This window comes from Tatumella saanichensis (assembly GCF_000439375.1).
In the GTDB taxonomy this organism is placed as follows: Bacteria; Pseudomonadota; Gammaproteobacteria; order Enterobacterales; family Enterobacteriaceae; genus Tatumella; species Tatumella saanichensis.
Genome location: NZ_ATMI01000012.1, coordinates 15,688 through 40,050 on the forward strand (window position 1 = coordinate 15,688; position 24,363 = coordinate 40,050).

The 24,363-nt window shown below is 51.2% G+C and carries 24 protein-coding genes and 1 pseudogene; 13 read left to right on the top strand and 12 right to left on the bottom strand.

What is annotated here, in order from left to right; translation table 11 throughout:
- Window positions 1-159: 159 nt before the first annotated feature.
- From rutD to rutA, 4 genes are read right to left on the bottom strand one after another with little or no spacing between them, the layout of a single operon-like run.
- Window positions 160-945, bottom strand: coding sequence for a pyrimidine utilization protein D (rutD, locus tag DW47_RS0105755; RefSeq protein ID WP_029685439.1), 786 nt, complete (start codon window positions 943-945; stop codon window positions 160-162).
- Between the two features lie 9 nt (window positions 946-954).
- Entirely contained in the window at window positions 955-1,341 is a 387-nt protein-coding gene (gene rutC, locus DW47_RS0105760; RefSeq protein ID WP_029685440.1) for a pyrimidine utilization protein C, read from the bottom strand.
- 45 nt (window positions 1,342-1,386) lie between these two features.
- Window positions 1,387-2,124 carry a pyrimidine utilization protein B gene (gene rutB / locus DW47_RS0105765; RefSeq protein ID WP_029685441.1) on the bottom strand — a complete coding sequence of 246 codons (738 nt, stop codon included), beginning with the start codon at window positions 2,122-2,124 and terminating at the stop codon, window positions 1,387-1,389.
- Window positions 2,124-3,215, bottom strand: a complete 1,092-nt coding sequence (gene rutA, locus DW47_RS0105770) for a pyrimidine utilization protein A (RefSeq protein ID WP_051150842.1) — start codon at window positions 3,213-3,215, stop codon at window positions 2,124-2,126. Before rutA ends, rutB begins: the two co-directional genes overlap by 1 nt.
- Before the next feature lie 300 nt (window positions 3,216-3,515).
- On the opposite strand from rutA, the gene rutR reads away from it, so the two are divergent.
- The gene (gene rutR / locus DW47_RS0105775) at window positions 3,516-4,151 is read left to right on the top strand and encodes an HTH-type transcriptional regulator RutR (protein WP_029685444.1); all 636 of its coding nucleotides are present in this window, start codon (window positions 3,516-3,518) and stop codon (window positions 4,149-4,151) included.
- Window positions 4,152-4,273: 122 nt separating this feature from the next.
- Window positions 4,274-4,453: a hypothetical protein gene (locus tag DW47_RS0105780; protein ID WP_152473136.1), complete on the top strand. Its 180-nt coding sequence runs from the start codon at window positions 4,274-4,276 to the stop codon at window positions 4,451-4,453.
- A 93-nt stretch (window positions 4,454-4,546) separates the two neighbouring features.
- On the opposite strand, the pseudogene DW47_RS16255 reads toward DW47_RS0105780, so the two are convergent.
- Window positions 4,547-5,136, bottom strand: a pseudogene (locus tag DW47_RS16255) (malonic semialdehyde reductase).
- A gap of 154 nt (window positions 5,137-5,290) precedes the next feature.
- Window positions 5,291-6,199, bottom strand: a complete 909-nt coding sequence (locus tag DW47_RS0105790; protein WP_206537842.1) for a LysR family transcriptional regulator — start codon at window positions 6,197-6,199, stop codon at window positions 5,291-5,293.
- 48 nt (window positions 6,200-6,247) lie between these two features.
- Between DW47_RS0105790 and DW47_RS0105795 the strand changes: the two genes are divergently transcribed.
- Window positions 6,248-6,847, top strand: coding sequence for a LysE family translocator (locus tag DW47_RS0105795; RefSeq protein ID WP_029685447.1), 600 nt, complete (start codon window positions 6,248-6,250; stop codon window positions 6,845-6,847).
- Window positions 6,848-6,936: 89 nt separating this feature from the next.
- Here the strand turns inward: DW47_RS0105795 and DW47_RS0105800 are convergent, their stop codons facing one another.
- Window positions 6,937-7,572, bottom strand: coding sequence for a carbonic anhydrase (locus tag DW47_RS0105800; RefSeq protein ID WP_029685448.1), 636 nt, complete (start codon window positions 7,570-7,572; stop codon window positions 6,937-6,939).
- 219 nt (window positions 7,573-7,791) lie between these two features.
- On the opposite strand from DW47_RS0105800, the gene DW47_RS0105805 reads away from it, so the two are divergent.
- The gene (locus tag DW47_RS0105805; protein ID WP_029685449.1) at window positions 7,792-8,517 is read left to right on the top strand and encodes a glutamine amidotransferase; all 726 of its coding nucleotides are present in this window, start codon (window positions 7,792-7,794) and stop codon (window positions 8,515-8,517) included.
- A 38-nt stretch (window positions 8,518-8,555) separates the two neighbouring features.
- Here the strand turns inward: DW47_RS0105805 and DW47_RS0105810 are convergent, their stop codons facing one another.
- The 3 genes from DW47_RS0105810 to DW47_RS0105820 all read right to left on the bottom strand — a co-directional run bounded on the left by DW47_RS0105810 (window position 8,556) and on the right by DW47_RS0105820 (window position 11,786).
- Entirely contained in the window at window positions 8,556-9,965 is a 1,410-nt protein-coding gene (locus DW47_RS0105810) for an MFS transporter (RefSeq protein ID WP_029685450.1), read from the bottom strand.
- A 478-nt stretch (window positions 9,966-10,443) separates the two neighbouring features.
- Entirely contained in the window at window positions 10,444-10,788 is a 345-nt protein-coding gene (locus tag DW47_RS0105815) for a hypothetical protein (RefSeq protein WP_029685451.1), read from the bottom strand.
- 95 nt (window positions 10,789-10,883) lie between these two features.
- Window positions 10,884-11,786, bottom strand: a complete 903-nt coding sequence (locus DW47_RS0105820; RefSeq protein ID WP_029685452.1) for a LysR substrate-binding domain-containing protein — start codon at window positions 11,784-11,786, stop codon at window positions 10,884-10,886.
- 96 nt (window positions 11,787-11,882) lie between these two features.
- Between DW47_RS0105820 and DW47_RS0105825 the strand changes: the two genes are divergently transcribed.
- Together DW47_RS0105825 and DW47_RS0105830 are read left to right on the top strand one after the other, a co-directional pair.
- Complete coding sequence (locus tag DW47_RS0105825; RefSeq protein WP_029685453.1) at window positions 11,883-12,203, top strand: YciI family protein; 321 nt, start codon at window positions 11,883-11,885, stop codon at window positions 12,201-12,203.
- 488 nt (window positions 12,204-12,691) lie between these two features.
- Window positions 12,692-13,522 (top strand): fumarylacetoacetate hydrolase family protein, encoded by an 831-nt coding sequence (locus DW47_RS0105830; protein ID WP_029685454.1) that lies wholly within the window; start codon window positions 12,692-12,694, stop codon window positions 13,520-13,522.
- A gap of 68 nt (window positions 13,523-13,590) precedes the next feature.
- Here the strand turns inward: DW47_RS0105830 and DW47_RS0105835 are convergent, their stop codons facing one another.
- A complete protein-coding gene (locus DW47_RS0105835) occupies window positions 13,591-14,526 on the bottom strand; it encodes a LysR family transcriptional regulator (protein WP_029685455.1) in 936 nt (311 codons plus the stop codon).
- A gap of 120 nt (window positions 14,527-14,646) precedes the next feature.
- Between DW47_RS0105835 and DW47_RS0105840 the strand changes: the two genes are divergently transcribed.
- From DW47_RS0105840 to DW47_RS0105860, 4 genes are all read left to right on the top strand, one after another.
- Window positions 14,647-15,525 (top strand): pirin family protein, encoded by an 879-nt coding sequence (locus tag DW47_RS0105840; RefSeq protein ID WP_029685456.1) that lies wholly within the window; start codon window positions 14,647-14,649, stop codon window positions 15,523-15,525.
- Between the two features lie 696 nt (window positions 15,526-16,221).
- Window positions 16,222-16,803, top strand: a complete 582-nt coding sequence (locus tag DW47_RS0105850) for a sugar dehydrogenase complex small subunit (RefSeq protein ID WP_029685457.1) — start codon at window positions 16,222-16,224, stop codon at window positions 16,801-16,803.
- 140 nt (window positions 16,804-16,943) lie between these two features.
- Window positions 16,944-18,404 carry a c-type cytochrome gene (locus tag DW47_RS0105855; protein ID WP_071846614.1) on the top strand — a complete coding sequence of 487 codons (1,461 nt, stop codon included), beginning with the start codon at window positions 16,944-16,946 and terminating at the stop codon, window positions 18,402-18,404.
- A gap of 36 nt (window positions 18,405-18,440) precedes the next feature.
- The gene (locus DW47_RS0105860) at window positions 18,441-20,072 is read left to right on the top strand and encodes a GMC family oxidoreductase (protein WP_029685460.1); all 1,632 of its coding nucleotides are present in this window, start codon (window positions 18,441-18,443) and stop codon (window positions 20,070-20,072) included.
- A 45-nt stretch (window positions 20,073-20,117) separates the two neighbouring features.
- Here DW47_RS0105860 and DW47_RS0105865 read toward each other — a convergent pair whose 3' ends face one another.
- Entirely contained in the window at window positions 20,118-20,996 is an 879-nt protein-coding gene (locus DW47_RS0105865) for an EamA family transporter (RefSeq protein WP_051150844.1), read from the bottom strand.
- Between the two features lie 154 nt (window positions 20,997-21,150).
- On the opposite strand from DW47_RS0105865, the gene DW47_RS0105870 reads away from it, so the two are divergent.
- Genes DW47_RS0105870 through DW47_RS0105880 form a run of 3 tightly spaced genes read left to right on the top strand, consistent with a single transcriptional unit; the run spans window position 21,151 to window position 24,097 of the window.
- Window positions 21,151-21,849, top strand: coding sequence for a nitroreductase (locus DW47_RS0105870; protein WP_029685462.1), 699 nt, complete (start codon window positions 21,151-21,153; stop codon window positions 21,847-21,849).
- Window positions 21,846-22,991, top strand: coding sequence for an AMP-binding protein (locus tag DW47_RS0105875; protein ID WP_029685463.1), 1,146 nt, complete (start codon window positions 21,846-21,848; stop codon window positions 22,989-22,991). The genes DW47_RS0105870 and DW47_RS0105875 overlap by 4 nt, the downstream gene beginning before the upstream one ends.
- Complete coding sequence (locus DW47_RS0105880) at window positions 22,988-24,097, top strand: thiolase family protein (RefSeq protein WP_029685464.1); 1,110 nt, start codon at window positions 22,988-22,990, stop codon at window positions 24,095-24,097. Before DW47_RS0105875 ends, DW47_RS0105880 begins: the two co-directional genes overlap by 4 nt.
- Window positions 24,098-24,363 lie beyond the last annotated feature (266 nt).

The window sequence follows — 24,363 nt, forward strand, 5'->3', positions numbered from 1 at the left end:
CCTAAACCGGAGATCCTTGCCGCATCCTACGGCACTCCAACATCATAACCTTGCGAGTGCTCCCCGCCAGTGGTGCGGTGGCGGGACACGGTGGCAGAAAGCAGTACGGGTTATAGGGAACAGGCCAGTGTTTCTGTCTGCCACAGAATCACTGGCAGTTTAGTTGACGGCATGTTGCTGCAGCCAAGGCAGCAGCCATTGATTGAACTCCTCACTGTAGGTCACACTCATCGCATGCCCCCCACGAGCCATGCCGCAACTGTCGGCATGTGGTAAGGCTTTTTCTAAAGCGATAGAACAGGTCCAGGGCACCAGTAGATCGTCTCGGCTGTACATCAGCAGCACGGGTAGCTGGAGATGGGGGGCAATTTGGGTGAAATCCGCCGCCATCAGTGCCGATAAGCGACACATTAGGTTATTTTTCCCCTGAAAGTGGGCGGCATGATGGGCATCTGCCGCCTCAGTTTGTTGCTGATGCTCAGCCAGCCAATCGGCCGGATAAAGAAATAGCGGCTGTGCGCGGACAAAAGCGTCCACTCCGCTATTCAGTAACAGATCCTGTCGCACTTGAAAACAGCGACGGGTATGGGCATTCAACGTCAGCCAGCCATTGACCACGACCAGACTTTGGATACGCTGTGGAAAATCAGCGGCTAGCTGTAGACCAATTAGTCCGCCGAGCGCATGACCGACCAAGCTGAAATGGTCGATTCCCTGCTCATCAAGTGCTTGTATCAGCTCAGCGGCCATCGTTTTCAGGCTGTAATTTTCCGGCAGTTCTGCCGGGTTATTTCCTGTACCAAGGTGGTCATAACTGACCACCTTGAAATGCGCGTCGAGCGCAGCCCGTTGGGGCTGCCAGAAATTTCCGGTACCGCCTAGTCCGGCAGACAACACAATCACCGGAGCCAGCGGCGAGTGACAACCACTGATTTCTATTTTCATCGCGGCGCTTTACCCTCCAATATGGGCAATCGTGGCAATTTCCACCAAGGCATCGGGTTTTACCAACCCGCACTGAATACAGTATCGAGCCGGTTTCTCACCGGGGAAAAACTCGGCATAGACTTCATTTACCGCGGCATAGTTTTGCCAGTCAGTGATAAAAATAGAATTAAAGGTGACATCTTCCATACTGCCACCGGCGGTCTCGATCACACTTTTGATAATGGTCAGGACATGGCGTGTCTGTGCTGCGGCGTCACCCACATGTACCACATTGTTATGCTCATCGAAGGGCAGCGTACCGGAAACGTAGACCACGCCATCGGCCAAGGTACCTGGGACAAACGGAGCCAGTGGGGTGCCGGTTCCGGCAGGAGTGATAACGGTTTTTGGCATAATATCTTCCTTAGATAATGTGAGTGTGAACGCTAATGTAAAAAGTTAGGCTGCCGGTCTGGCGTACTCTGCTGCTGGCACTAGGGCCTGGCACAGGCTGTCAGTATCGGAAACCCAGCCAAAGAAGGTTTGAATATTAAACAGTGCCGCATCATGAGCAGAAGGGGGGCCAGCCTGATAGGTGGCATCTTCCAAAACTACCCCGAAATATTCGAGGAAGAAGCCGTCACGCAGGGTGGACTCCACACAGACATTGGTGGCGATCCCCGTGAAGATCAGGTGACGAATACCGCGACTGCGTAAAATGCTGTCCAGTGGAGTGTTATAGAAACCGCTGTAACGGATTTTCGGGATCACAATGTCCTCTGGCTCTGGGATTAATTCGTCCACTAACGCATAATCCCAGCCACCTTTCGCCAGTAACTTACCTTGTAACTCTGGGTTTTGGCGCATGGTTTTCAGGGCATTCGACTTATGATAGTTAGGCGATCCAGCATCCCCGGCTTCCATATACTGGTCATCCCAGCCATTTTGGAACCAAATAATCCGGATCCCAGCGGCACGGGCGGCGGCCACTGCTTTTTTGATATTGGCAATCACTGGGGCGGTGGCCGAGACATCAAAGCCGGCTAAGTCCAGGTAACCGCCGAGGGTGGCATAGGCATTCTGCATATCCACCACAATCAGTGCCGTTTGCTCAGGGGGGAAAGCAATCGACTCAGGGCGGGCAGTAAGTACCACGTTGTTTTCTTGGCTTGCGGACGTACAGATTACAGTTGTCATCAGGCTACCTCTTTCATCGCATTTATAGCATCACGTCGGCTGGACATCAGTGGTTGTATACGCTGACCAAAGTTTTCTATGCCCTGCACAAACTCATCGAAAGTCAGTAAAATGCCGCGGGTTCCCGGTACGGTGGCAACCTCATCCAGCAGGCGAGCCACAGTGGCGTAGGAGCCGACCAGCGTGCCCATATTGATATTGACGGCGGAGGTCGGGTCGGCCATTTGCCGTACATTGGTATCGCTGCCGGAACGGGTATCCTGTTTGCTCTGGGTGGTAAGCCAGGCGAGGGCTTCGTGATCGGCACCGTCTTTGTAGTGTTCCCATTTGGCACGTGCCGCTTCATCGGTTTCATCGGCAATGATCATAAACAGAACGTAGGAGCCGACATCGCGTCCGGCTTCATCAGAGGCCTGCTGCATCCTGGCTGCCGTTGGCGCAAAAGCGGTCGGTGTATTGACGCCTTTACCAAAGCAGAAGTTAAAATCCGCATGGCGGGCAGAAAAGGCCATACCGGCATCGCTCTGACCGGCACAGATCACTTTCATCGGTTTCTGAGGCTTCGGGCTCATGCGGCAATCATTCATGGTCAGGAAGTCCCCTTTAAAATCAGACTGTCCTTGACCCCAGAGATCCCGCAACACGGTGACATATTCGGTGAGATAGTCATACCGGCGGGCAAAATAGTCATCTCCCGGCCACAAGCCCATTTGTTCGTATTCGGGTTTTTGCCACCCAGTCACCAAATTGACGCCAAAACGTCCATTGGAAATGCTATCAACGGTGGTGGCCATACGGGCCACAATGGCGGGAGGCAAGGTGAGGGTGGCAGCCGTTGCATACAACTCAATACGAGAGGTCACCGCGGCGAGCCCGGCCATCAAGGTAAATGACTCCAGGTTATGGTCCCAGAATTCGGTTTTACCGCCGAAACCGCGTAATTTGATCATTGAGAGGGCGAAATCAAACTGATAATGCTCTGCCCGCTGGACGATAGTTTTGTTCAGTTCAAAGCTGGGCATATATTGCGGAGCATTTTCGGAGATCAGCCAGCCATTGTTACCAATCGGAATAAAAACGCCTATCTTCATATCAACCCCCCGACTAATGAAAGAGTACTGTGTCAGACCGGCGGCGGCGCATCCTGCATTTCCTTTAATCGTCGCTGAGATAAATAAAGCAAAAGCCATGCCAGATAGGGAAAGGTGAATAAAAACAGCAGGATGGAGATAATGTTTTATTTGAGGGCAGAATAAATGGTCTGAAACGGACCATTTGGTCAAAAATCGCTGCACAGTTTTCAGGCAGTTGTGCAAAAAAAGGGCAGGCTGTCTGATGTCTCTGCATGTGACTCTGTTATGATGCAAAAAATCACTGAAAAGGGGATGTAAGTGAAGGCTGATGAAAAAAGTGCCGGACGCCGCTCACGGGCTGTGGCTGCGAAACGTGCCCTGATAGTGAATGCCGCACTGACACTGTTCTCTCAGTTCGGCCTGCAGGGCACACGGATAGAGCAGATAGCTGAGCTGGCCGATGTTTCCAAAACCAATCTGGTTTATTACTTCCCGTCGAAAGAAAAACTCTACCTGGCTGTATTACAGGATATTCTCACCGTCTGGCTGATACCGTTACGGGCGCTGGATAACGGCCTGCCGCCGCTGGAGGCGATCAGTCATTATATCCGGCTCAAGCTGGAAGTTTCCCGTGATTATCCCCGAGCCTCACGGCTGTTCTGTCTGGAAATGCTGCAGGGTGCGCCTGTCCTCCGGGGCGAGCTTGAAGGCGATCTGCATCAGGTGGTGGATGAAAAGGCACAATTGATCCGGCGCTGGATCGGGGAGGGGGCACTGGCGGAGACGGAGCCTTACCAGCTGATTTTTATGCTGTGGTCTGTCACTCAGCATTATGCCGATTTTGCTAGTCAGGTTGAGGTCCTCACCGGAAAAACCCTGCAGGACCCGGAATTTTTCAGTGAAACCCTGGCCAGTATTCAGCAGGTGATCATCGGCGGGCTGCGTCCCCGTTGAGCTGCGGACCGCGCCGCATCGGGTAATGCAATATTTGTAAATTCTAACGGCGCATTTGATATTTCCCTCCGTCGTGTTTTTAGGCTGAACTGTGTCTATCAGAACATCAGGGGGAAATGATCATGGTAATACGCTTCTGGCAGCAGCTATTCACTCAGAGCCGGTCGGCACGCCGTTCAGCGGCAGCAGAGCGGGTTCAGGACAGCCATTTACTGTTTGAATCCATGATACCGATACTGGGACTTTACGGCATCGGCCCTGGGTATATCGATCCGCAGTGGCTGCATGATGAAAAACAGTAAGCAGCAGCGTCTGCTGCGGCTAACCTACTGGAATGAACTGTGCTTAACGGAGGCAGTACCTGCACTCCGCTCTGCAAAGCGGAGTGCAGTGGTTCAGGCAAAGCGACAGGCTTCCTCAAAATCTGGACGCGGTAAGCGGTCATGAAGTTTAGTGGCATCACCGTAACCGAGATTAATCAGTAAATTCACCTGCCAGTCAGTGCCGTGGAAGAAATCCTGATTGATTCTTTCGGCATCGAATCCGGACATGGGTCCGGCATCCAGCCCCAGTGCGCGGGCAGCAATCACCAGATAACCGGCCTGCAGACTGCTGTTGCGGAAGGCGGTTTACTTCGCCAGAGTTTCACTGCTGGTAATCCAGCTGCGGGCATCCGCAAGGGGATACAGTCCCGGCAGTTTCTCGTAAAAAGCCATATCGGATGCCACAATAACCGTTACCGGTGCGCTCATGGTTTTCTCAATATTCCCCGCCGATAATGCCGGTCTGAGCAGTTCCTTTCCTTCCGGTGTTTTTACAAACACAAAGCGTCCCGGAGAACAGTTTGCGGATGTCGGCCCCAGCCGGGCCAGCTCATACAGCATTTGCAGGGTGGCATCCGGCACCGGTTTATCCAGCCAGTGATATGGGTTCGCGCCTGATGAAACAGCGTATCGAGTGTAGATTTATCAACCTGTAGACTCATCATATTCTCCGCAGGTGAACAACCGTACTACCGTTGTATCTCAAACCCGGGCTGGGGGAAAAGGGAATTATTCCATAAATTAACCCAAATCAGAGACATTCTCCGGGAGGGGCATCCCCCGTGGTCTGTGCAGCCGGGAACCGGCAGCGGTAGTCTATTGTAACGGCGGAATAAATGCCTGACGGATCACCCTGGCCAGTGCTGTGACGGACGGAGATGGCTGTCCTCTTTTCATTCTGAGATTAATCGAAAATGCCGGTAAATCAGGTAACTGAGGCAGATGGCTGAGCGAAATCAGTTCCGCAGGCAGCAGCGAATGCAAACAAACCGTGATCGCCAGATCGGCGGAGACTGTGGCCAGCGTGACTTCCGGGCTGCCGCTTTCAAACAATGTTCTCCATGGCAAACCGCTGGCAGCCAGGCTTGCAGTAACCAGAGGACGGAATGCACAGTTTTCTGCCACCATTGATACCGGCAGCGGGCGTTTCAGATACGCGCTTCCGTCCTTCGCTCCGGCCCAGATCAGTTTATCTGTCCGCAGCAGTTCCCCGTGATTTTCCCCGGCCGGTTCTTCGGTCAGTGCGAGATCAAGACGGCCGGTTTCTGTCGCTTCCCTGAGTTCCGGTGATGGCAGGCAAAAAAGCTGTATATCTGTCTGCGGGTTGCTGCGGCAGAACTGCCGGATAATCTGCGGCATTCCGGTATTAATCAGGTCGGCCGGCAGACCCAGGCGCAGGGTTTCGGTGACCGGCCCGGTATTCATCTCACGCCATAGCTCATCATTCAGGGCTGTCATCTGGCGGGATTTTTCCAGCAGACGTTCACCGGTCGCTGTCAGGCGCAGTTTCCTGCCTCCCCGGATAAACAACGGACCGCAGAGAGCCTCCAGCCGTGAGATTTGCTGACTGACGGCACTTTGTGTCAGGTGCAGGCAATGACCGGCAGCAGTCATCCCGCCATGGTCGGCGACAGTCACAAAAGTCCGCAACAGAGAAATATCGAGGTTTCTTATCATTCTGCCATTATGAACCTTAATGTCAGGGATGCATAACATTCGTTTCATTAATGAGTTCATTACCGCTACAGTCCGTTCACTGATAGCGGAGGACTAATGTTACTGACAAATCTGTTACCCCTGATATTGTTTGCTGTTGTTTCAACCCTCAGCCCCGGAGGAGCCACTACGGTGGCGACGATTTCCGGGGTCCGTTATGGATTTTTACGTTCACTGCCTTTTATCGCAGGAGTGGTTGCAGGGCTGGCACTGATGAGCGGGGTTGCCGCGCGGGGACTGGCCGGCATCATTCAGGGACACAGTTCACTGCAACTGGCGATGAAACTGGCCGGCTCTCTGTATCTGCTGACACTGGCAGTAAGGATGGCTCGCAGTGCTTCACCGCATTCCGGTGCCTCACTCAGTAAGCCACCTGGATTTATGGCCTCTGTCTGGCTGGTCTGGCTTAATCCGAAAGGCTGGGCTATGAGCCTCGGGGCCGCAGCTTCTTATGCTATTCCGCAGGTCACACCCGGGCTGCAGGCAATCATTCAGGGGCTGACTTTAGGTCTGGCTGGCTTATTATCGCTGAGCCTGTGGTGTGTAGCGGGATCCGTGCTGGCACGTCAGATTAAAACGGAATCCGGCTGGCGGCGTATAAACCGTCTGATGGCATTGCTGCTGGTGGTGTCGGTAATACCCTTTCATAGCGGCTGAGTGCGGGAATTGCTGAAGGAAAGGCAGGGTGGGAGAATCCCTGTTACGTCATTAACGCAACAGGGATCACAGAGACTGAACGCTGTGATTTATTCGTAGCAAGTCCCAGGATTGTCTGCCAAGGAAACAAACTCTTTTCCACCTTCGTTTAGGGCTTGGATCTCACCACTTTCGATATCATAGACCCAGCCATGTAAGCGAATTTGGTTGTTACGCAGTGCCACCGCGACCGACGGATGAGTTTTGATATTATTCAGTTGAGCGATGACATTCTCACGGACCATGGCATTCACTTTCTGATCTTCATCGGTTAACTGTTTTTTCTCGACGACCGCTTTTGCAGCATCCGCATAACGTAACCAATGCTCGACCGCAGGCATAGTGTGCATGTCCTGGCATTTGGCAATCGCACCCATGGCACCACAGTTAGAGTGTCCACAAATAATTATATCACGCACACCCAAGGCGACCACGGCGTATTCGATGGTCGCCGAGACACCGCCTGGTTCAGGACCAAAAGAAGGAACGATATTTCCTGCATTACGGATCACAAATAGCTGGCCAGGTTCCTGTTGGGTGACTAGCTCAGGAACCAGACGACTGTCTGAGCAAGAGATAAACAGGGCTTTCGGATTCTGGCTGGAAGCCAGGCTGCGGAACAGCTCTTTACGTTCTGGAAAAACTTCTTTCTGGAAGTTGAGAAATCCTTCAATAATCGTTTTCATATCAATCCCAAATAATAAACAAATCCGCTTAATGATAGAACGATTACCGGCAAGGGGGAAGTGCCGGCGTGAAAATGGCAGGACAGTGACAAAGAGAAGTTTTAGTGACAATGTCACTTATAGAGCCACTGAAAATCTGTATCCCTATCAGAGATTGTGATAAAAGTGATCACAATCATTAATCAATAGGGTCTGTGCCCTCAGTAACAGTGTGAATAAATGAATCAGCCAGCAATTATTATTATCCAAACCGGTACTCCACCGCAGGAGATCCGTGAGCAATACGGTGACTTAGCTGACTGGTTCAGTGCAGCTATCGGCTATTCCCGTTCAGAGATTGAGGTCGTCAGGGTGTTTGAGGGTGAGATATTACCGCCACCAAATCCCCAGCGGGTTGCTATCATTACCGGTTCTTGGGCGATGGTCACCGATAAATTACCCTGGAGCGAAGCCACTGCGCTGTGGTTACGTAAGGCGATGGAAATCAATATGCCGCTGTTCGGTGTGTGTTACGGACATCAGTTAATGTCTTATGCACTAGGCGGTGAGGTAGATTATCTACCTTGTATTCGTGAAACGGGGTGTCTGCCGGTTCGTCTTACCGCAGAGGCAGAAAATGAGCCTTTATTGGCAGGCTATCCGCAGGTGTTCCCCGCACATCTCACCCATATGCAGAGCGTGGTGAAGGTGCCCGAAGGCGCAACGGTCCTCGCCAGTTCAGAAATCGACCCTCATCAGGTGGTGCGCTACGGGCCGAATGCGATTTCAACTCAATATCATCCCGAATTTACCCCGCTTGCATCAAAGGCGATGATCGAGCGTAATCGAGAGATCTTTAGCGGTGAAGGAAGGGATACTGATGCCATGCTTGAGCAAAGCACCGACACACCGGAAGCCACCGCCTTGCTGAAACGCTTTATCGAGCAGCATCTGCCACGCGCTTAACCTAACACAGCGCCGGCATTTGTCGGCGCCTATGCAGCTTAAGATTGACGTAATCGACTGATACTGGCGGCCATAGCAAGCAGGCAGCTGATGACCGCAAACCACAGAGCGGTATGCACCGCATGGCTTTCGCTGCTCAGTGTTTGTTGGCCAAACAGTGCCAAAATCACCCCAATACAGGCGCTTCCCATGCACTGACCGAACATCCGCATTATCGCCAAAATTCCCGAGGCATAACTGCTGTTTTCTCGAGAGACATTTGACAGCATCTCGCGGTTATTCGGGCTTTGGAAACAGCCGAAACCAATCCCGCACACCAAACTGCGCAGACAGATATCGACCACGCTGGCATGTTCCGGCAGCGTAGCTAGCAGCAGCAGGCCGAGGGCAAACAGTGCTAAGCCGGTTGTGGAGATAATGGCAGGGCGGATACGATCAGAAAGGCGCCCGGCATGAGGCGCGGCGAGGATAATGCCCAGTGGCCAAGGGGTAAACAGCAAGGCTGACACCAGTGCGCTGTAACCATAAACGTTTTGGAATAAGAACGGCAGGGCAATAAAAGTGATCCCTTGGCTGACAAAAGAGGACATTGAGGTCAGTGCTGCCAAAGAAAACCGTGATGATCTAAAGATAGACAACGGCAGCAGCGGTTTAGTCACCCACTTTTGGCTGAGCACAAAACCGAGGCCAGCCAATAACGCCAGTGCTAGAAAACCCAACGCGCGCAACACGATCTCGCTACTGAAATGTTGGTTTGCCCGCAGAGCAAAACTGTCGGCTGCCATGATCAGTGAGCCAGGAATAATTGCTGACAATACCGCACCGATAACATCAAACCGCTCTGTGATTTTTTTCTTGCGCTCCGGTAATACTTTCCAAGCGAGGGTCATGGCGATAATGCCAGGCGGCAGGTTAATGGCGAACAGCCACTGCCAACTCAGGGCAGATAACAATGTTCCTCCTAACAGCGGTGACAGCGCCGTGGAAGACGCCACCAGCAGGGCATTCATACCGAGGATCCGTCCCAGTAGGCGATTGGGGAAAATCGATCGCATGATGGCTGGGCCGATGCTCAGGGTGGTTGCTGCACCGATACCCTGAATGACTCGCATGGTGATCAGCATTTCAGGAGTATGGGACAGGGCACAACCTAAAGAGGAGAGGGTAAATATTGCGATGCCGCAAGGAAACTGGTGGCGAAAACCGACACGTGTTGCCAGAGCGGCAAAGATAGCCAGGGTCATGGCAGCAGCTAATAGATAGCCGTTAGACACCCAGACGACCTCTGAGGCCTGTACCTGCATAGATTTTGCAATTTGTGGCAGGGCGACGTTAACCATCGATGCGTCACACACGGTCATCGCGGTGGTCATCATCACGGCGATCATTGCCAAGCGTCGTTGCGGGCCGGGGAGCCCTTCATCACCCGGCTGATCAGAAAAAAGCATCTTCTGTACTCCGATAAAATAAGCGCTGCGCACCACACAATAACTGTGCAGTGGCGGTTAAACATTAAAATGGGAATTGTCACTACCATGATAACAGGGGTTAAGGTAATTGGTGTGGCTACAATCGAGATTAATGCGCGACCCAGTCAGTATAAAGATAAGAATACTGCATCCTAAATGGCAAACATTGCAGATTAATTAGGCAATGTGCTAAAAAAAAATCGCAATAACTAGAGGGTTACCTTAGCCTCCAGTACCACGTATGATTACCACGTATGGGCCGATTGCCAAGGGTGCATGTGAAATTTTCGTGGAGAACAGAAGGCGTGTACGAGGACATTTACCTATCGCTAGGGATAGTGTACAGCAAAAAGTTTTTTGCAGAACTTATTAACAGAAAGTTACCAGATAACATCTCTACTGATACCTGTTAGGCGAGGTTCCGTCTATCACTCAGTATAAACGGAACCTCGGGTGATCAATGACTGCCAAACAGTGAACGGTAGCTATGCACGACGCTATTGGTACAATTACCCTGTTTAGGATTGATATTGCCGGTTTTCACATTACCCGGGTGTGCTTTCAAGTAACTGCGATAGGCAGTCAGCACGTCTTGGTTGAACGGCGAATTGGTCGCGGGGTTCATTGAATTATTAATTTTAAAGTCCGGTTTAGCCGCTTCCAGACGATAAGGTGCACTACAAATCAGTGCAGCCTGACTTTTCAGGGCAGTGTCTGACAGAATATCGTCATGATTGTTTGCTGCAAAGGCACCGAAACTCATTACTGCCAACCCGATTGCAATACCCGCTGATTTCATCATTATCCTGCTCCTTGTCTGACTGAATCATCAATAAATAACCTTTTCACAGATAAGCATAGCTCATGATTTTAAAAGCGCTGTCCTTAAGGGAGAGGTTAAGCGGGGAATGCTGAGCACAGCGCATCGACCAGAAGGCGCAAGGGCGTTTCTTGGAGGCGCTGTGGAACATACAGCATATGCATCGGTCTGGCGGGCAATGCGTAGTCTGCCAATACCGGTACCACTAGACCCTGTTGTAACGCATTATGCAGTGCTGGTGGATAGCCTGCGACTATGCCAGCGCCATTCAAAGCAGCTTCTGCCAAGGCTGCCCAGTCATTGATAATCAGTTGTGGCTCAAACTCTAGCGGGTAGTCTGTGCTGCTATCGGCGGAGCACAAAGTCCATTGGTGACGGCTGCCGGTAAGCCACGGCATAAATCCTAAGCAGCGGTGTTGGTGCAGATCTTCCGGTCGGCTAGGAGTACCTTGACGTTTTAAGTAATCGGGGGAGGCAAACAGCGACAATCGATAGGGACTCATTTTTCGCGCGGCTAGACGCAGTTGCGGGTCAATATCCCCGATACGGATCACCAAATCTCCACCGTTCTGTGAAGGCGTCAGCAGGCTATCAGAGAGGGTTACCTCGACACGGATTTTAGGATAGCGCTGTATAAAGTCGCTCAGTAAGGGTGCCAGGGAGTAACGACCAAAGGTCATCGGGCTGTTGATCCTTAAGGTACCGGCCGGTTCGCTGAGCGGATGGCGAGCCTGGCGCTCAGCATCTTCAATGGCTGTCAGGATCTCTACACAGCGCTGGTAGTAATCGCTGCCGGTAGCCGTCAGGTTCTGGGTACGGGTAGTGCGGTTGAGTAGGCTAACACCTAGCTGCTTTTCAAGGGCACTGATGTGGCGGGCAACCATTTGCGGGGAGAGGGAGAGCCTATCCGCGGCCGCAACGAAAGAGCCTGATCTGACGACCTGCACAAACACCTGCATACCCGTTATTTTGTCTGGCATTAACTACTCCTGGTTGTTTATGAAACCACTCACTATCCATTTTAAGTGATGAATGGTGTTTAATACACTGTGGCCTCACTTGTTAAGGAGGTCACTATGCTATTTATCGTTAAAATGGAACACCCTGATGGGGACAAATGGAATCAGTACGTGTTAGAGCATGTTCGTTATCTTCAGGGGTTGATTGAACAGGGCTATTTATTGGCATCCGGGCCGGTGGTCGGTGCTGAGTTACGGGCGGGATTACTGATTTTCCGTGCCGACAATGAACAGCAGGTAGGTGAGTGGGTGGCCGCAGATCCCTTCAGCCGTGAAGGCTTGATCGTCAGCCTCACTGTTTGCCAATGGGATCCGCTATTTGGCAGCCTGTCGCAGTATGCCTCCGGTGCACTACCGCCGGAGCTCGATAGCCTGTAGTGGTATAAGTTATCAACGGCAGTCGGCCACTACCCGCTACCACAGCTCAACCGTGGCGGGTAGTTAACCGATACTTACCTTGGGAGACTTTATCAAACCATCAATTACCTGAGGATGCGGGTGGAAACCTGGTTTAAGGATGAGGGGTATTGATTTGTATAGTGAAAAATTTTAATCGGCAGATAGTCGATATTTTATACCGATATGTTTATTTCAGAGGGTGATAGCACTGGATAGTAGTATTTATTTTTATCATCTAAGGATTTGATCCACATATTTGAGCGTGTAAGGCTATAATTGCAGGAGATTATTTCGCTATTGGCTTCTTTACGATAATCATATTTTTCAGTGGGTTAGGGGTTTTTCGGTGACTAACATCGAAAGAATTAAATTAATATGTTTTCTAGTAAGCATTTTCTTGCTGGATCTGCTGGCTGACAATCGCGATAATATAGTAACCCTGACAACGATAAGAACTTTAAATTAATATGCAGTTATGTAGTTTTAAAATTAAAAGCACCGACCGTCACTGTTACGGTTTGATCCGGGAAAACGGCGTTATTGATGCCACCCGTTACCTTGATTACAAAGATCTTAAAGCTGTGCTGAGCGCTGATGCGCTGGCGGAGCTTGCTGCGCTGGCCGGTAAAGCGGCCGATTACAGCCTCAATGAAATTGAGTTTCTACCGGTGATCGCGAACCCGGAAAAAATTCTGTGTGTCGGGATGAACTATTCTGAGAAGCGTAAAGAGTTCAATGAAACTAACCCGGCGCCGACGCTGTTTATTCGCTTCGCGGATACCTTATCTGCCCATAACACCCCACTGCAGAAACCTGTCAGCAGCGAGCAGTTTGACTACGAAGGCGAACTGGCGGTCATTATTGGTAAACACGCCCACCAAGTTCCGGCTAGCGAAGCTCTGAATTACGTAGCGGGGTACAGTTGCTTTATGGATGCTACCGTCCGTGATATGCAGTTTACGTGGTTTACCGCAGGTAAAAACTGGCCGGCGACCGGCGGTTTTGGTCCATCGATGACGACCGCGGCGGATATTCCTGATCCGCAGACTCTGGACATTAAAACCTTCCTTAATGATCAGCAGGTGCAGCACGATTCAACTGCCAATATGATCCACTCTGTCTCTGATATCATTGCCTACGTGACTTGTTTTACACCGCTGGCACCAGGAGATGTGATCATTACAGGTTCTCCTGGCGGCGTCGGAAAATCCCGTACCCCGCAATTGTTTATGTTCCCAGGAGACCGTATTTCTGTGGAAATCAGCAATATTGGTCGTTTAGAGCACACTATCGCATAATCACCGCCATCGTGTTACGCAGGGTTCTGCTGAGACGCCCGTTGCCTTTATTGGCCACGGGCGTTTTTTTATACTTTATCGCCTATGGCTGATAACGAACTAGGCAACTGTTCGGCCAGAAAATCGATCAATACTCTCACCCTCGCGGGCAATGTAACAGTTTCTGGGTAAAGTGCATACAGAGTGTCTGACGGCAGTTGGAAGCCCGGCAGGATCAGTTCACTGAGTTCTCCTGAACGCAGCGCATCTTGTGCCAGAAAGTGTGGCAGGGCAGCAATGCCAATGCCGCCGATGGCGGCATCACGGAGTACTTCACCGTTATCGGATAACAACCGGGGCGAGATAGTCAGGCATTGCGGTTTTTGGCTGCTGTCGGCGATAAAGTGCCAGCTTTGTGTAGGTCGTGCGTGGGCATAACCCAGTAGCGGATAATCTAACAGATCCTGAGGAGTGACTATCGGCCGCGTCAGCTTGCGTAACCAAGCGGGACTGCAGAATATGCCACGTGGGCTATCTGCCAATTTCCGAGCTTTCATTGCACTATCCTTCAGACGACCGATGCGAACCGACAAATCATAATCTCCTGCGCGTAAATCGCTATAGCGGTCATCCAGGTCTAGAACCACATTTATTTGCGGGTGCGCCTGCATAAAGGCCAATATTAGCGGGCTCAGGTAACGCTGGCCGAAACTGCGAGGTCCGTTGACCCGTAAGGTACCACGCAGTATTTCACTATGTCCCGCCACATCATCCACCATTTTACTCACTCTCTCTAGCAAACGGCAGGCGTGCTCATAAACAATCAGCCCGCTGTCAGTAGGGCGCATCTGTCTACCGGTACGGTGAAATAGGCGGCTACCGAGGGTCTGTTCTAGTTGATGAATGCGTTTACTGATGACGGATTTACTGGTGTGTAACCGTTCCGCGGCGGCGGTGATGCTGCCACAGTCCACCACGCGCACCAACGCTTCAAGAGACTCTGTCGAGGGTCTTATTGTTTCCATTTTGCGAACACCAAGTTGCACTTTTGGCTATTGTATATCCTTATCGGCGAACGTACAGTCACCTACTATAAAGAGTCGTTAGTGTCTGGTGGTCATGCCGGCAAACAGAGAGGGTTAAATATGCGTACTGTGAAGAAAAGCTATCCTGCCTTGCGGGATGATATTGCTGACTTGGTTACTCGGCGTCCGGTACCTGGACTGGGATTGGACCGCCTAGGAGCTTTTCTGTTCCTCAATCATCATGGTCCGCAGACCTATCCGGCCTCCAACAATGGCTTACCTTTCGGCCCTCATCCACATCGTGGCTTCGAGACAGTGACCGTGATCCTCGAAGGCTCGCTGGCGCATTATGATAGCGGTGGTCATGAGAGTGTTATTGATGCGGGTGGAGTACAGTGGATGACGGCTGGCTCAGGCCTTATCCATGCTGAACTCTCCCCTGAATCCTTTAAGCAACAGGGCGGCGATTTAGAAATTCTGCAACTGTGGATCAATCTTCCGGCATCCCTAAAGATGACTAAACCCCGATATTCCGGCGTACAGCGTGAGAAGATCCCGCACCTGCCGTTAGCCGATAATGCCGGAGTCATTGAGTTAATTGCTGGGGAGTTCCAAGGGACAGAAGGGCCAATTGTCCCGCTGACCGGTGTCTTTATGTCGATGGTACGTATTAACAGTGGTGCCACCGTGACACTGCCAGCGCCGCAGGAACGCGACATTTTCCTGTACGTGGTCAGCGGCAGTATATCGATTTCAGGGGGATCTGTGCAAAAGTGGCACCTGGTGGAGCTTAACGATGATGCCGATCAACTGCAGATCACGGCCGATGAGCCAGCAGTACTGCTGTTTGGGCATGCTCAGCCGATTAACGAACCGGTGGTGGCCCGTGGCCCCTTTGTGATGAACAGCATCGCGGAAATTCATCAAGCCTATGATGACTACCGTAATGGCGCCTTCAACGGTAATGGAAAACTGGGCACCCTCGAAAGGGATGCGTAATATCAGCGGGGTACTGTTTAAATATACAGTGCCCCGTAAAAACCTCACTTTCACTTGTTTATTGCTGATTTTCTATACCGTCGTTAACGGTTGTCAGTCATCGCCTGTGTCATGATTCCTTTCTTGTCACCCGTTGGTCTAGTACTCAGCCGTTAATTGGGTAGAGTAGGGGATAACTGGAGCGTTGAATTTCGCACCTCATAATATGGCTATCCATTGTTGGCCTGTTAGCGGTGTATAGGCTTTAAGATGCAGGGCTATGTATCTATACAGCCATTGGTGAAAGGTCGTCTTGTGCGGTGAGCTGTCAGGTTAATGACTTTCGCTCATTAATTTTCCTAACCAGAGCGCTGTTGAGATCCCCTTATGGGATCTATTTTGCATGATTGTGAACATTGTTAACCGCCATTATGTATCAACATGCAGTTAATGCGATCATCTTAATGCACTGAAACACTACCTCTTGTAAGGTCATGATTAATCATCCAATTATAAAATCCTATTCGACAGTGATTGAGTCTGTTAATGGAAATCATTAACATCCACGCCTTATCATTAACATTAAGTGTAATTTAATTTATGTAAGTGTAAAATCTCAGTTACCTTTTGAGACTTTCCTTTGTCCTTAGGGATAGTATGGGGAAGCGAAAAAACTTTCGCTATCTGTGTTTCCTCATAAAAGTATCAAGGATATTTATGGATAATAAACAACCTGCTGCGGAACCTGCCTTGAGCGAAGAAGGGCTGCGCCGTCGTCGTCTATTCGGTCAGACCGGTGGGCTGGTGGCCAGTTTTGCTATCGGCTCAGCCATAGCCGGCGCGACCCTGAGTCAATCAGCTCAGGCAGCGCCCAGCGTTCCGGACAGTGCTACCCTCAATCAATTTCTGAAAACTTCTCGCTTCCTAACGGGCCATCAGAACTTGGACGTCACTTTTGGTCAGCGTTTATATGTGGCCTTTGGCGAGAAAAACCCGCAATTTTCCAGTCAGTTAGCCTCGCTCAATCAGTGGATTGCTGACAAAAAGCCGGAAGATGTTGAAGCCTTGCAGACCCAATTACAGGGACAACAACCCCTGAATGATCTGATGATGTCAGTGATCAAAGGCTGGTATCTTGGTGTCACCGATGACAGTCATCATACCAAGGTCTACGGTTACCAAAATGCTCTGATGTACCAAGTGCCCCGTGATGGGATGGTGATCCCAACCTATGCGCACAACGGTCCTGATTACTGGACTGCTGATCCTCCGCCGGTCGATAGACTGCTTACCTTTTAATATAACCCCATAACAGATAACCAGGCGGAAACTTTCCGTCAGCGGATGGATCACAACTGAAACTGTTACTGGTAACAGTCAGGTTTATGGCAGAAATATGCGGAGTGAATGTGAAAAATAATAATCTGAAAAGGGACGGGATGACGGGCAGCTTTCGCAAGAAGCTGCTGGCAATCTGCCTAGGATGCACCCTGTCCGGTGCAATATTCCCCGTGTTTGCAGCAGAAGAGGTTCCGGTAACTCAGCCGGGAGTGGATAACAGTGGCGATGCACTGTTAAAACAAGGGAAATACTTGGCCGTGGCAGCGGACTGTGCGGCCTGTCATACCGACCCGCAAACTAAGCAAACCTTTGCCGGTGGCTATGCTATCCACTCACCAATGGGCGTCATCTATTCCACCAATATCACACCATCAAAGCAATATGGTATCGGCAATTACAGCGAACAGCAGTTTGAACAGGCGGTGCGTCACGGTATTCGCGGTGACGGTAGCCACCTCTACCCAGCGATGCCTTATACCTCTTACGCGGGTCTGACTGACCAAGATGTGCACGCCCTCTATTACTACTTTATGCATGGCGTGCAGCCGGTTGACCAGAAAAACCGTGAAACCTCCTTGAGCTTCCCGTTCAGTATGCGCCAAGCCATGTGGGGTTGGAACTTGCTGTTCCTGAAGAACAAACCTTTTATCGCGGATAGTTCGCAGAGTCAAAGTTGGAACCGCGGTAAGTATTTGGTCCAGAACTTGGAGCACTGTGGTGAATGTCACTCGCCGCGTAATCTGATGATGGCTGCCACCACCGGCAGCGATGCCCTTAGCGGTGCAGACCTCGGCAGTTGGTATGCTCCCAACCTGACCTCAGATAAAATGAGCGGTATCGGTAGCTGGCAGCGCGACCAGTTGATGGCTTACCTGAAAACCGGCCATGTTCCGGGCAAAGCGCAGGCAGCTGGCCCTATGGCGGAAGCTGTTACCAACAGTCTGCAGCATCTGTCTGACGATGATATCGGCGCCATTGTGACCTATTTGCAGTCTCTGCCTCCGGTTAGCCATCCAGGACAGGCAAAACCTACCGGTGATTTCGGCAGTGATGCCACATTGGCAGGGGATTCGGCGGTACGTGGCACCCAGCCACTGGGCACCGCATTACCGGCCGACTTATCGGGTAAAGCCATTTACGACACTACTTGTGCCAGCTGTCACCAAACGTCAGGAACCGGTTCCGCAGACGGCTACTATCCTTCGCTGTTCCACAATACCGCCACCGGAGGGAATACGCCGAATAACTTAGTCTCTACCATCCTGTTTGGCGTACAGCGTGAAGTAAACGGTAAAGAAGTGCTGATGCCGGCGTTCGGTCCTGGCTCTGATGTGCAGTCGTTAAACGATCAACAAGTGGCCAGTCTCAGTAACTATATCTTTAAACAGTTTGGTAACCCGCAACTGTCTGTGACGGCGGCGGACGTGAAAACACTGCGTGAAGGCGGACCACAACCCTTCTTGGCGCGCTATGCCGCTGCTGGCACTGTCGTGGGTGGCATTATTCTGCTGCTGATCATCGTATTAATTGTGGTACGGCTGTCACGCAAAGGTCGTTGATACTGTCGTATTTACCCATTTTGGTTTGAGGTAGTTATGTCTGAACAATATAGCGCAGATGTGGTCGTGGTTGGTGCTGGGATCTGCGGGGGTACCGTTGCAAAAGAACTGGCGGAAGCCGGGTTATCCGTACTGGTATTAGATGCCGGTTCACGCTGGGAACGCGGGGAAGTGGTAGAGAACTGGCGTAATATGCCGCCGGTCAATAAATCAGAATCTGATTACGCCACCCCATACCCAGATAAGCCTTGGGCGGTCCATCCGCAGTTAAATCCCTACAATAATTACCCTGAAGTGACCGGCCCAGATGCATCGGCCTTTAAACAGGGGATGATTAAAGGTGTTGGTGGCACCACTTGGCACTGGGCGGCTTCATGCTGGCGTTTCCTGCCTGCGGATATGCAGTTACACAGCACCTATGGAGTGGGCCGTGACTGGGTCGTCAATTACGATGAGCTGGAAGATTACTATTACCGTGCTGAAGTGCTGATTGGCGTTAATGGTCCTAATGACACGTCTTTGAAATATGTCGCACCACGTAAGAAACCGTTCCCGATGGAACCGATGCCTTACGGTCCTGCCGACCGCCGCTTTACCGAAGTAGTAGCTCAAGCGGGTTATGAAAATACCCCCGTTCCGCAGGGGCGTAACAGTCGTCCTTATGACGGACGCCCACAGTGCTGTGGGAATAATAACTGTATGCCTATTTGCCCGATCGGCGCGATGTATAACGGTATTCACAGCGTTATTAAAGCCGAAAAAGCGGGGGCAAAAATTGTTCCTAATGCAGTGGTTTATCGTATTGATACTGACGAGCACAATAACGTTACCGCACTCTACTACTACGATCCGGATAAGAACTCTCACAAGGTGACGGCTCGTACCTTTGTGTTGGCAGGAAACGGTATTGAGACGCCGAAGCTGCTGTTAATGGCGGCCAATGATAAGAACCCGAGAGGGATTGCTAACAGCTCTGATATGGTCGGTCGTAACATGATGGATCATCCGGGGATCTTGATGAGCTTCCAGTCCGCGGAGCCGATATGGACTGGTGGCGGTTCGGTACAGATGAGTTCTATTACCAACTTCCGCGATGGTGACTTCCGTCGTGAACATTCAGCCATTCAGATCGGAATGAATAACACTTCGCAAAACCATAAAGCTGGTGTGAAAGCCTTGCAGATGGGGCTGGTGGGTAAAAAACTGGATGCGGAAATCCGTCGTCGTGCGGCCTGTGGCATGGATATCTACGTCAACCATGATATTTTGGCGAACCCCGATAACCGTTTGACGCTGAGTACTCAATATAAAGACAGCCTCGGTATTCCTTATCCACACGTGACCTATGATGTTGGTGACTACGTGCGTAAAGCGGCAGTCAGTTCTCGTCAGCACCTGATGCAGATTGCCAATCTGTTTGGCGCAACGGAAATCGAAATGACGCCATACTTCAACCCTAACAACCACATTATGGGTGGGACTATCGGCGGTCATGATCCTAAAGATTCAGTTGTCGATGCTTGGATGCGTACCCATGATCACCAGAACCTGTATATCGCCTCTGGTGGGGTTATGGCGGCTGCGGGAACGGTTAACTCGACACTGAGTATGGTGGCGTTATCACTACGAGCTTGTGACAGCATCAAACGTGATTTACAACACGGTTAATACCACACCAAACAGGCCCTTAACGGGCCTGTTCTATAATAGCTATCAAGCGTCGGCGATTATATCGGTTCGCGGTTTCGTCGGGCGAGCGTAGTTAATGGCGATAGCAATGGCAATCAGCGCGCAGCCAGCAATTAGTCTCAACAGCGGCACATCATTGCCCCATAACAGCATATTGATAATCAAGCCGACCGGAACGTGCAATTCGTTGAAAATCGATAGCGTCGCAACAGATACTAAGGTACTGCCTTTTGCCAACCAATAGCTGCCCAACGCGGTAGCGACCACACTGAGATAAATCAACACAGTCCACTGTACATCATTCTGCGGCAGGTGTCCTTGTTGACCGAAGAAGTAATAGAGCGGCGCAGTGATCACCAGGGCCCCCAGGAAAAAGTGACCAAACAGCCTTGGCAACGCCACTTCCGGTTTGTATTTCAGCAGCAGGCGACGACAGAGTACTTGGCCTGCGGCAAACGTCAGGTTTGCCAGCTGCAATAGCCAAAATCCTTTCCAGAAATGCCCCGTCAGTGGGTGGTAATGAATAACGATCCCCCCAGAGACGGCAAATAGGGCTGCGATTAGTGTCCAAGGATTAAAGCGCCGCTCCAGTGCGTTATTCAGCAGACTGATATACAGGGGGGTCTGTGTGGTAAACAACAGCATTTCCGGTACGGTCAGCATAGTATAACTTTGATAAGAGAGTGCATAGGTGACACCAAACTGCAGGGCACCGGCAAGCCATAACCCGCCAATCAATCGTAAAGACAAATTGCGCCACACCATAAAAGGCACGAAGATCAGTGTACCGGCTAAGGTACGGAAAAAAACGGCAAAATAACTGTCTACCTGACCCGCCAGAAAATGGCCGGTCAGGCTAAAGGAGGATCCCCACAGGAGTGTTACTATCGCAAGATACCACACAGATTTGTAAACCTTATAAATGGAATTTGGTTTACGATTATAGTCAGGCGCTTCACCATGTAAAGCATTAGTCATATTTTTAGTTTACAGGTATACTTATCTTCTGCTTCTGACCGGAACTTCCCGAATTCTTTTCCTCTAGGTGGTACTCTTTATGTCTTTTTCGCTGAAAGAATTACTCAATCAGCGGCATTCCTGCCGAGCCTTTCTTCCAACGCCGGTACCCCGTGAAGATATCGAAACACTGCTTAATGCTGCCCGCCGTGCACCCAGTGGGGCGAATCTTCAGCCGGGGATGTTTCATGTCTACACTGGTCACCCTTTACGGCAATTGACCGAGGAACTCTCACGCTATAGTGAGACCCATCCTGCGGAGCCATTACAATACGACTATTTCCCGCAACCGATGCCGCAGTTCCTTAAACAGCGTCAGCGCGAGGCCGGTTATGCTCTTTATCAGGCGCTAGGGATCGAAAAGCGTGATATCGCCGGTCGCCGTCGTCAGTTTTCGGCCAATTATAGGTTCTTTGATGCGCCTGTGGGGATAGTGGTGACTATTAATAACGATATGGGAGCCGGTTGTTATATGGATCTGGGGATGTCGCTGATGAGTCTGTTCCTAGCGGCGACCGAACTTGGCTATGGGAGTTGTGGGATTGGCGCGTTGGCTAACTATGGCCAATATGTCCACCAATACCTCGAACTGCCGAACCATCAGCAAGTAGTATGTGGGATCGCACTGGGAAGACCAAAAAGCGATGCGCCGGTTAACGGTTTCCGTACACAGAGAGAGCCGTTAGATAATTTTGCCAGACTTCACGGCTTCGATAACCCGCAGGAGGAACAGGCATGATTGAGTCGGTGATCCGTTTTCAAGGTCTCCCTCTGTCACAGGCACTGGGAGATATGGCTGATGGACTGCGGCGGGTTGCTCAGGCTTGGCGGAGCGGACAGAGTTTTCGTGCGATTGCACAAGCTCCGTGGATTGAACTGCAACCTTCCAGTAATAATATTGAATGTACCACCTGCGGAAGTAGTGGCGCTCCTAAAGTGATCCGTCGTAAGCGGGATTCTTGGCTACAGACGTTTGTACTTAATCAACGCTTATTTGGGTTGAATCATCAAGATCGCAGCGCCATTTTTGGAGGTTTGAATCATTCACTGGCGCTTTACGGTCTCTGTGAATCGCTGTATTTGGGCATGGCAGTGAATATGCTCAGCGGCATGCGTCCTCGTTCGCAGGTCAGTGAGTTGCAGGCCGAGAAAATCTCTGTGTTGTATATCACTCCGACCCAATTACGATTGCTAACCGGTAGTGCAGAACAGTTACCGTCGGTACGGTTAATTCTCTGTGGTGGCGGCAAATTGGATCTCAAAACCCGTGAACGGGCAATGCGCGTCTGTCCGCAGGCGACCATACATGAATTTTATGGTGCGTCAGAGACCAGCTTTATTACCCTTGCCGATGCTAGTACGCCTGAAGGATCGGTCGGACGGGCTTATCCGGGGGTGGATATCGATATCCGTCACCCTCAGCAGGGAATTGGCGAGGTCTGGGTCAGAAGCCCTTATTTATTTAGCGGTTATGCTGTTGGCGGCAGTGACGAGACCCGCAGTGACGGCGATTTTATGACCGTCGGTGAACTTGGCTGGCTCGATGCACAGGGCTATCTGTGGCTAACGGGACGCCGCAGCCGTATGGTCACCATTGCAGATAAAAATGTATTTCCCGAGGCAGTCGAAATGCTGATCAGTCAACAACCCGCGGTTGGGCAGTGCGCGGTGCTTGCCATCAGTGATCCGCAACGTGGACATCGGCTGCATGCGTTTATACAGGGGGAGGCTGATCCGCAGTTGGAAAAGCAACTCCGACACGTGATCAGTCGTCAGCTCGGTCCAGAAATGGTGCCGAAATCATTCAGTTATTTAACCGAGTTACCACTGCTGGCTGCAGGGAAAACCGATTTGTTCACCCTGGAGAAGTTACTCCCATGAGTGTTATCGCTGCTGCGTTACGTACTGCTGTGGTACCCCGCGGCGGGGCGTTCAGTTCCTTTCAGCCCTTCCAGTTGGCGGCGCCAGTAGTGACCGCTTTGTTGTCTAAGGCAGGGTTGCCTAGTCAACAGGTTGACCAATTGATTGTTGCCAATGCACTAGGGGCGGGGGGCAATCCCGCGCGGCTGGTGGCATTGGAAGCAGGGCTGGATCATCTCTCTGGCATCAGTATTGATACCCAGTGTGCGGGAGGCTTGGATGCGGTAGCCTTGGCCTGTGGGCTGGTGGATGCTGGTGCTGCTCAGGTGGTGATTGCCGGTGGCGCAGAAAGCTATTCCCGCCGGCCATTGCGTGCCGAAACCTTTACTGATCAGCGACCGCCACGCTTTTATACTCGTCCGGCGTTTACGCCTGATCCTGCCAGTGATGTGGATATGACTGAGGCCGCAGCGGTACTGGCCCACAAATTTGGTCTCAGTCGTGATAAGCAAGATGGCTATGCCATCGACAGCCACCACAAAGCATTGGCCGCTGAACCACGGCTGCGTCATGAAATCGTGCAGATCAATGACGTTATCGCCGACAGCTACCCACGCCGGCTAACGCCACGCCTGACGTCGCGCGTTGCAGAATTAGCGGAATCGGTCAGTGTAGTCGCCACTGCAGTGGAAGCCGATGGGGCCGCCTTTTGCTTGGTGTTGTCTGATGAACTTGCAAATACGCTGCAATGCTCGTTCGGCTTACGGATGCTGGGTTCACAGTCTCTCGGCGCAGATAGCCGCTTGCCAGGCTATGCCCCCGTTAAGGCAATTCAGCAGTTGTTCTCCCGTTTTCCTGACCTGAGCCCGGCAGACTGCCAAAGTGAAATGATGGAAGCCTATGCTAGCCAGGCGATGGTTTGTATCAGTGAGGGCGGCCTTGATCCGTTAAAAGTGAATACTGGCGGCGGTGCGTTGGCCCGAGGCCATCCTATTGGGGCTTCTGGGGCCATCTTGTTATGCCGTTTATTTCATGAAATGCAGCATCACGGAACCCAGCATGGCCTCTGTGCTATCGCGGCCGCTGGTGGGCTTGGAGCCGCTATGCTATTACAACAGTGGCAGTGATCAGTAACGTCTCATTCAGTGGCTAATTAATCAGTGATGTTTATCTATTATCCGCGATGTTGGGCCTTTATCACCCTAAGGATCTCGCTAATTTCATTAACTCTTAAGTGTTTCTGAACCTTTTAGCCGAAGCCAAGGGGGATAAGGGGTTTCGCCGATAATGCTATATCGGCAGTGCATCAAACTTTAGTTACCTTAAGGCTCACTCTTTTAGATACCTAAACTGGGATAACCTGATGATTTATCAGGTTATATCTCTATTTTTG

Excerpts from the sequence above, each read along its gene's own strand:
- DW47_RS0105840 (WP_029685456.1), top strand. The coding sequence starts at position 14,647 with ATGCGTACTGTGAAGAAAAGCTATCCTGCCTTGCGGGATGATATTGCT.
- DW47_RS0105880 (WP_029685464.1), top strand. The coding sequence starts at position 22,988 with ATGAGTGTTATCGCTGCTGCGTTACGTACTGCTGTGGTACCCCGCGGC.
- DW47_RS0105860 (WP_029685460.1), top strand. The coding sequence starts at position 18,441 with ATGTCTGAACAATATAGCGCAGATGTGGTCGTGGTTGGTGCTGGGATC.
- DW47_RS0105875 (WP_029685463.1), top strand. The coding sequence starts at position 21,846 with ATGATTGAGTCGGTGATCCGTTTTCAAGGTCTCCCTCTGTCACAGGCA.
- rutD (WP_029685439.1), bottom strand. The coding sequence starts at position 945 with ATGAAAATAGAAATCAGTGGTTGTCACTCGCCGCTGGCTCCGGTGATT.
- DW47_RS0105830 (WP_029685454.1), top strand. The coding sequence starts at position 12,692 with ATGCAGTTATGTAGTTTTAAAATTAAAAGCACCGACCGTCACTGTTAC.
- DW47_RS0105790 (WP_206537842.1), bottom strand. The coding sequence starts at position 6,199 with ATGAAACGAATGTTATGCATCCCTGACATTAAGGTTCATAATGGCAGA.
- DW47_RS0105855 (WP_071846614.1), top strand. The coding sequence starts at position 16,944 with ATGACGGGCAGCTTTCGCAAGAAGCTGCTGGCAATCTGCCTAGGATGC.
- DW47_RS0105805 (WP_029685449.1), top strand. The coding sequence starts at position 7,792 with ATGAATCAGCCAGCAATTATTATTATCCAAACCGGTACTCCACCGCAG.
- DW47_RS0105870 (WP_029685462.1), top strand. The coding sequence starts at position 21,151 with ATGTCTTTTTCGCTGAAAGAATTACTCAATCAGCGGCATTCCTGCCGA.
- DW47_RS0105825 (WP_029685453.1), top strand. The coding sequence starts at position 11,883 with ATGCTATTTATCGTTAAAATGGAACACCCTGATGGGGACAAATGGAAT.
- DW47_RS0105850 (WP_029685457.1), top strand. The coding sequence starts at position 16,222 with ATGGATAATAAACAACCTGCTGCGGAACCTGCCTTGAGCGAAGAAGGG.
- DW47_RS0105810 (WP_029685450.1), bottom strand. The coding sequence starts at position 9,965 with ATGCTTTTTTCTGATCAGCCGGGTGATGAAGGGCTCCCCGGCCCGCAA.
- DW47_RS0105795 (WP_029685447.1), top strand. The coding sequence starts at position 6,248 with ATGTTACTGACAAATCTGTTACCCCTGATATTGTTTGCTGTTGTTTCA.
- rutC (WP_029685440.1), bottom strand. The coding sequence starts at position 1,341 with ATGCCAAAAACCGTTATCACTCCTGCCGGAACCGGCACCCCACTGGCT.
- DW47_RS0105800 (WP_029685448.1), bottom strand. The coding sequence starts at position 7,572 with ATGAAAACGATTATTGAAGGATTTCTCAACTTCCAGAAAGAAGTTTTT.
- DW47_RS0105780 (WP_152473136.1), top strand. The coding sequence starts at position 4,274 with ATGGTAATACGCTTCTGGCAGCAGCTATTCACTCAGAGCCGGTCGGCA.
- rutB (WP_029685441.1), bottom strand. The coding sequence starts at position 2,124 with ATGACAACTGTAATCTGTACGTCCGCAAGCCAAGAAAACAACGTGGTA.
- rutA (WP_051150842.1), bottom strand. The coding sequence starts at position 3,215 with ATGAAGATAGGCGTTTTTATTCCGATTGGTAACAATGGCTGGCTGATC.
- DW47_RS0105835 (WP_029685455.1), bottom strand. The coding sequence starts at position 14,526 with ATGGAAACAATAAGACCCTCGACAGAGTCTCTTGAAGCGTTGGTGCGC.
- DW47_RS0105815 (WP_029685451.1), bottom strand. The coding sequence starts at position 10,788 with ATGATGAAATCAGCGGGTATTGCAATCGGGTTGGCAGTAATGAGTTTC.
- DW47_RS0105820 (WP_029685452.1), bottom strand. The coding sequence starts at position 11,786 with ATGCCAGACAAAATAACGGGTATGCAGGTGTTTGTGCAGGTCGTCAGA.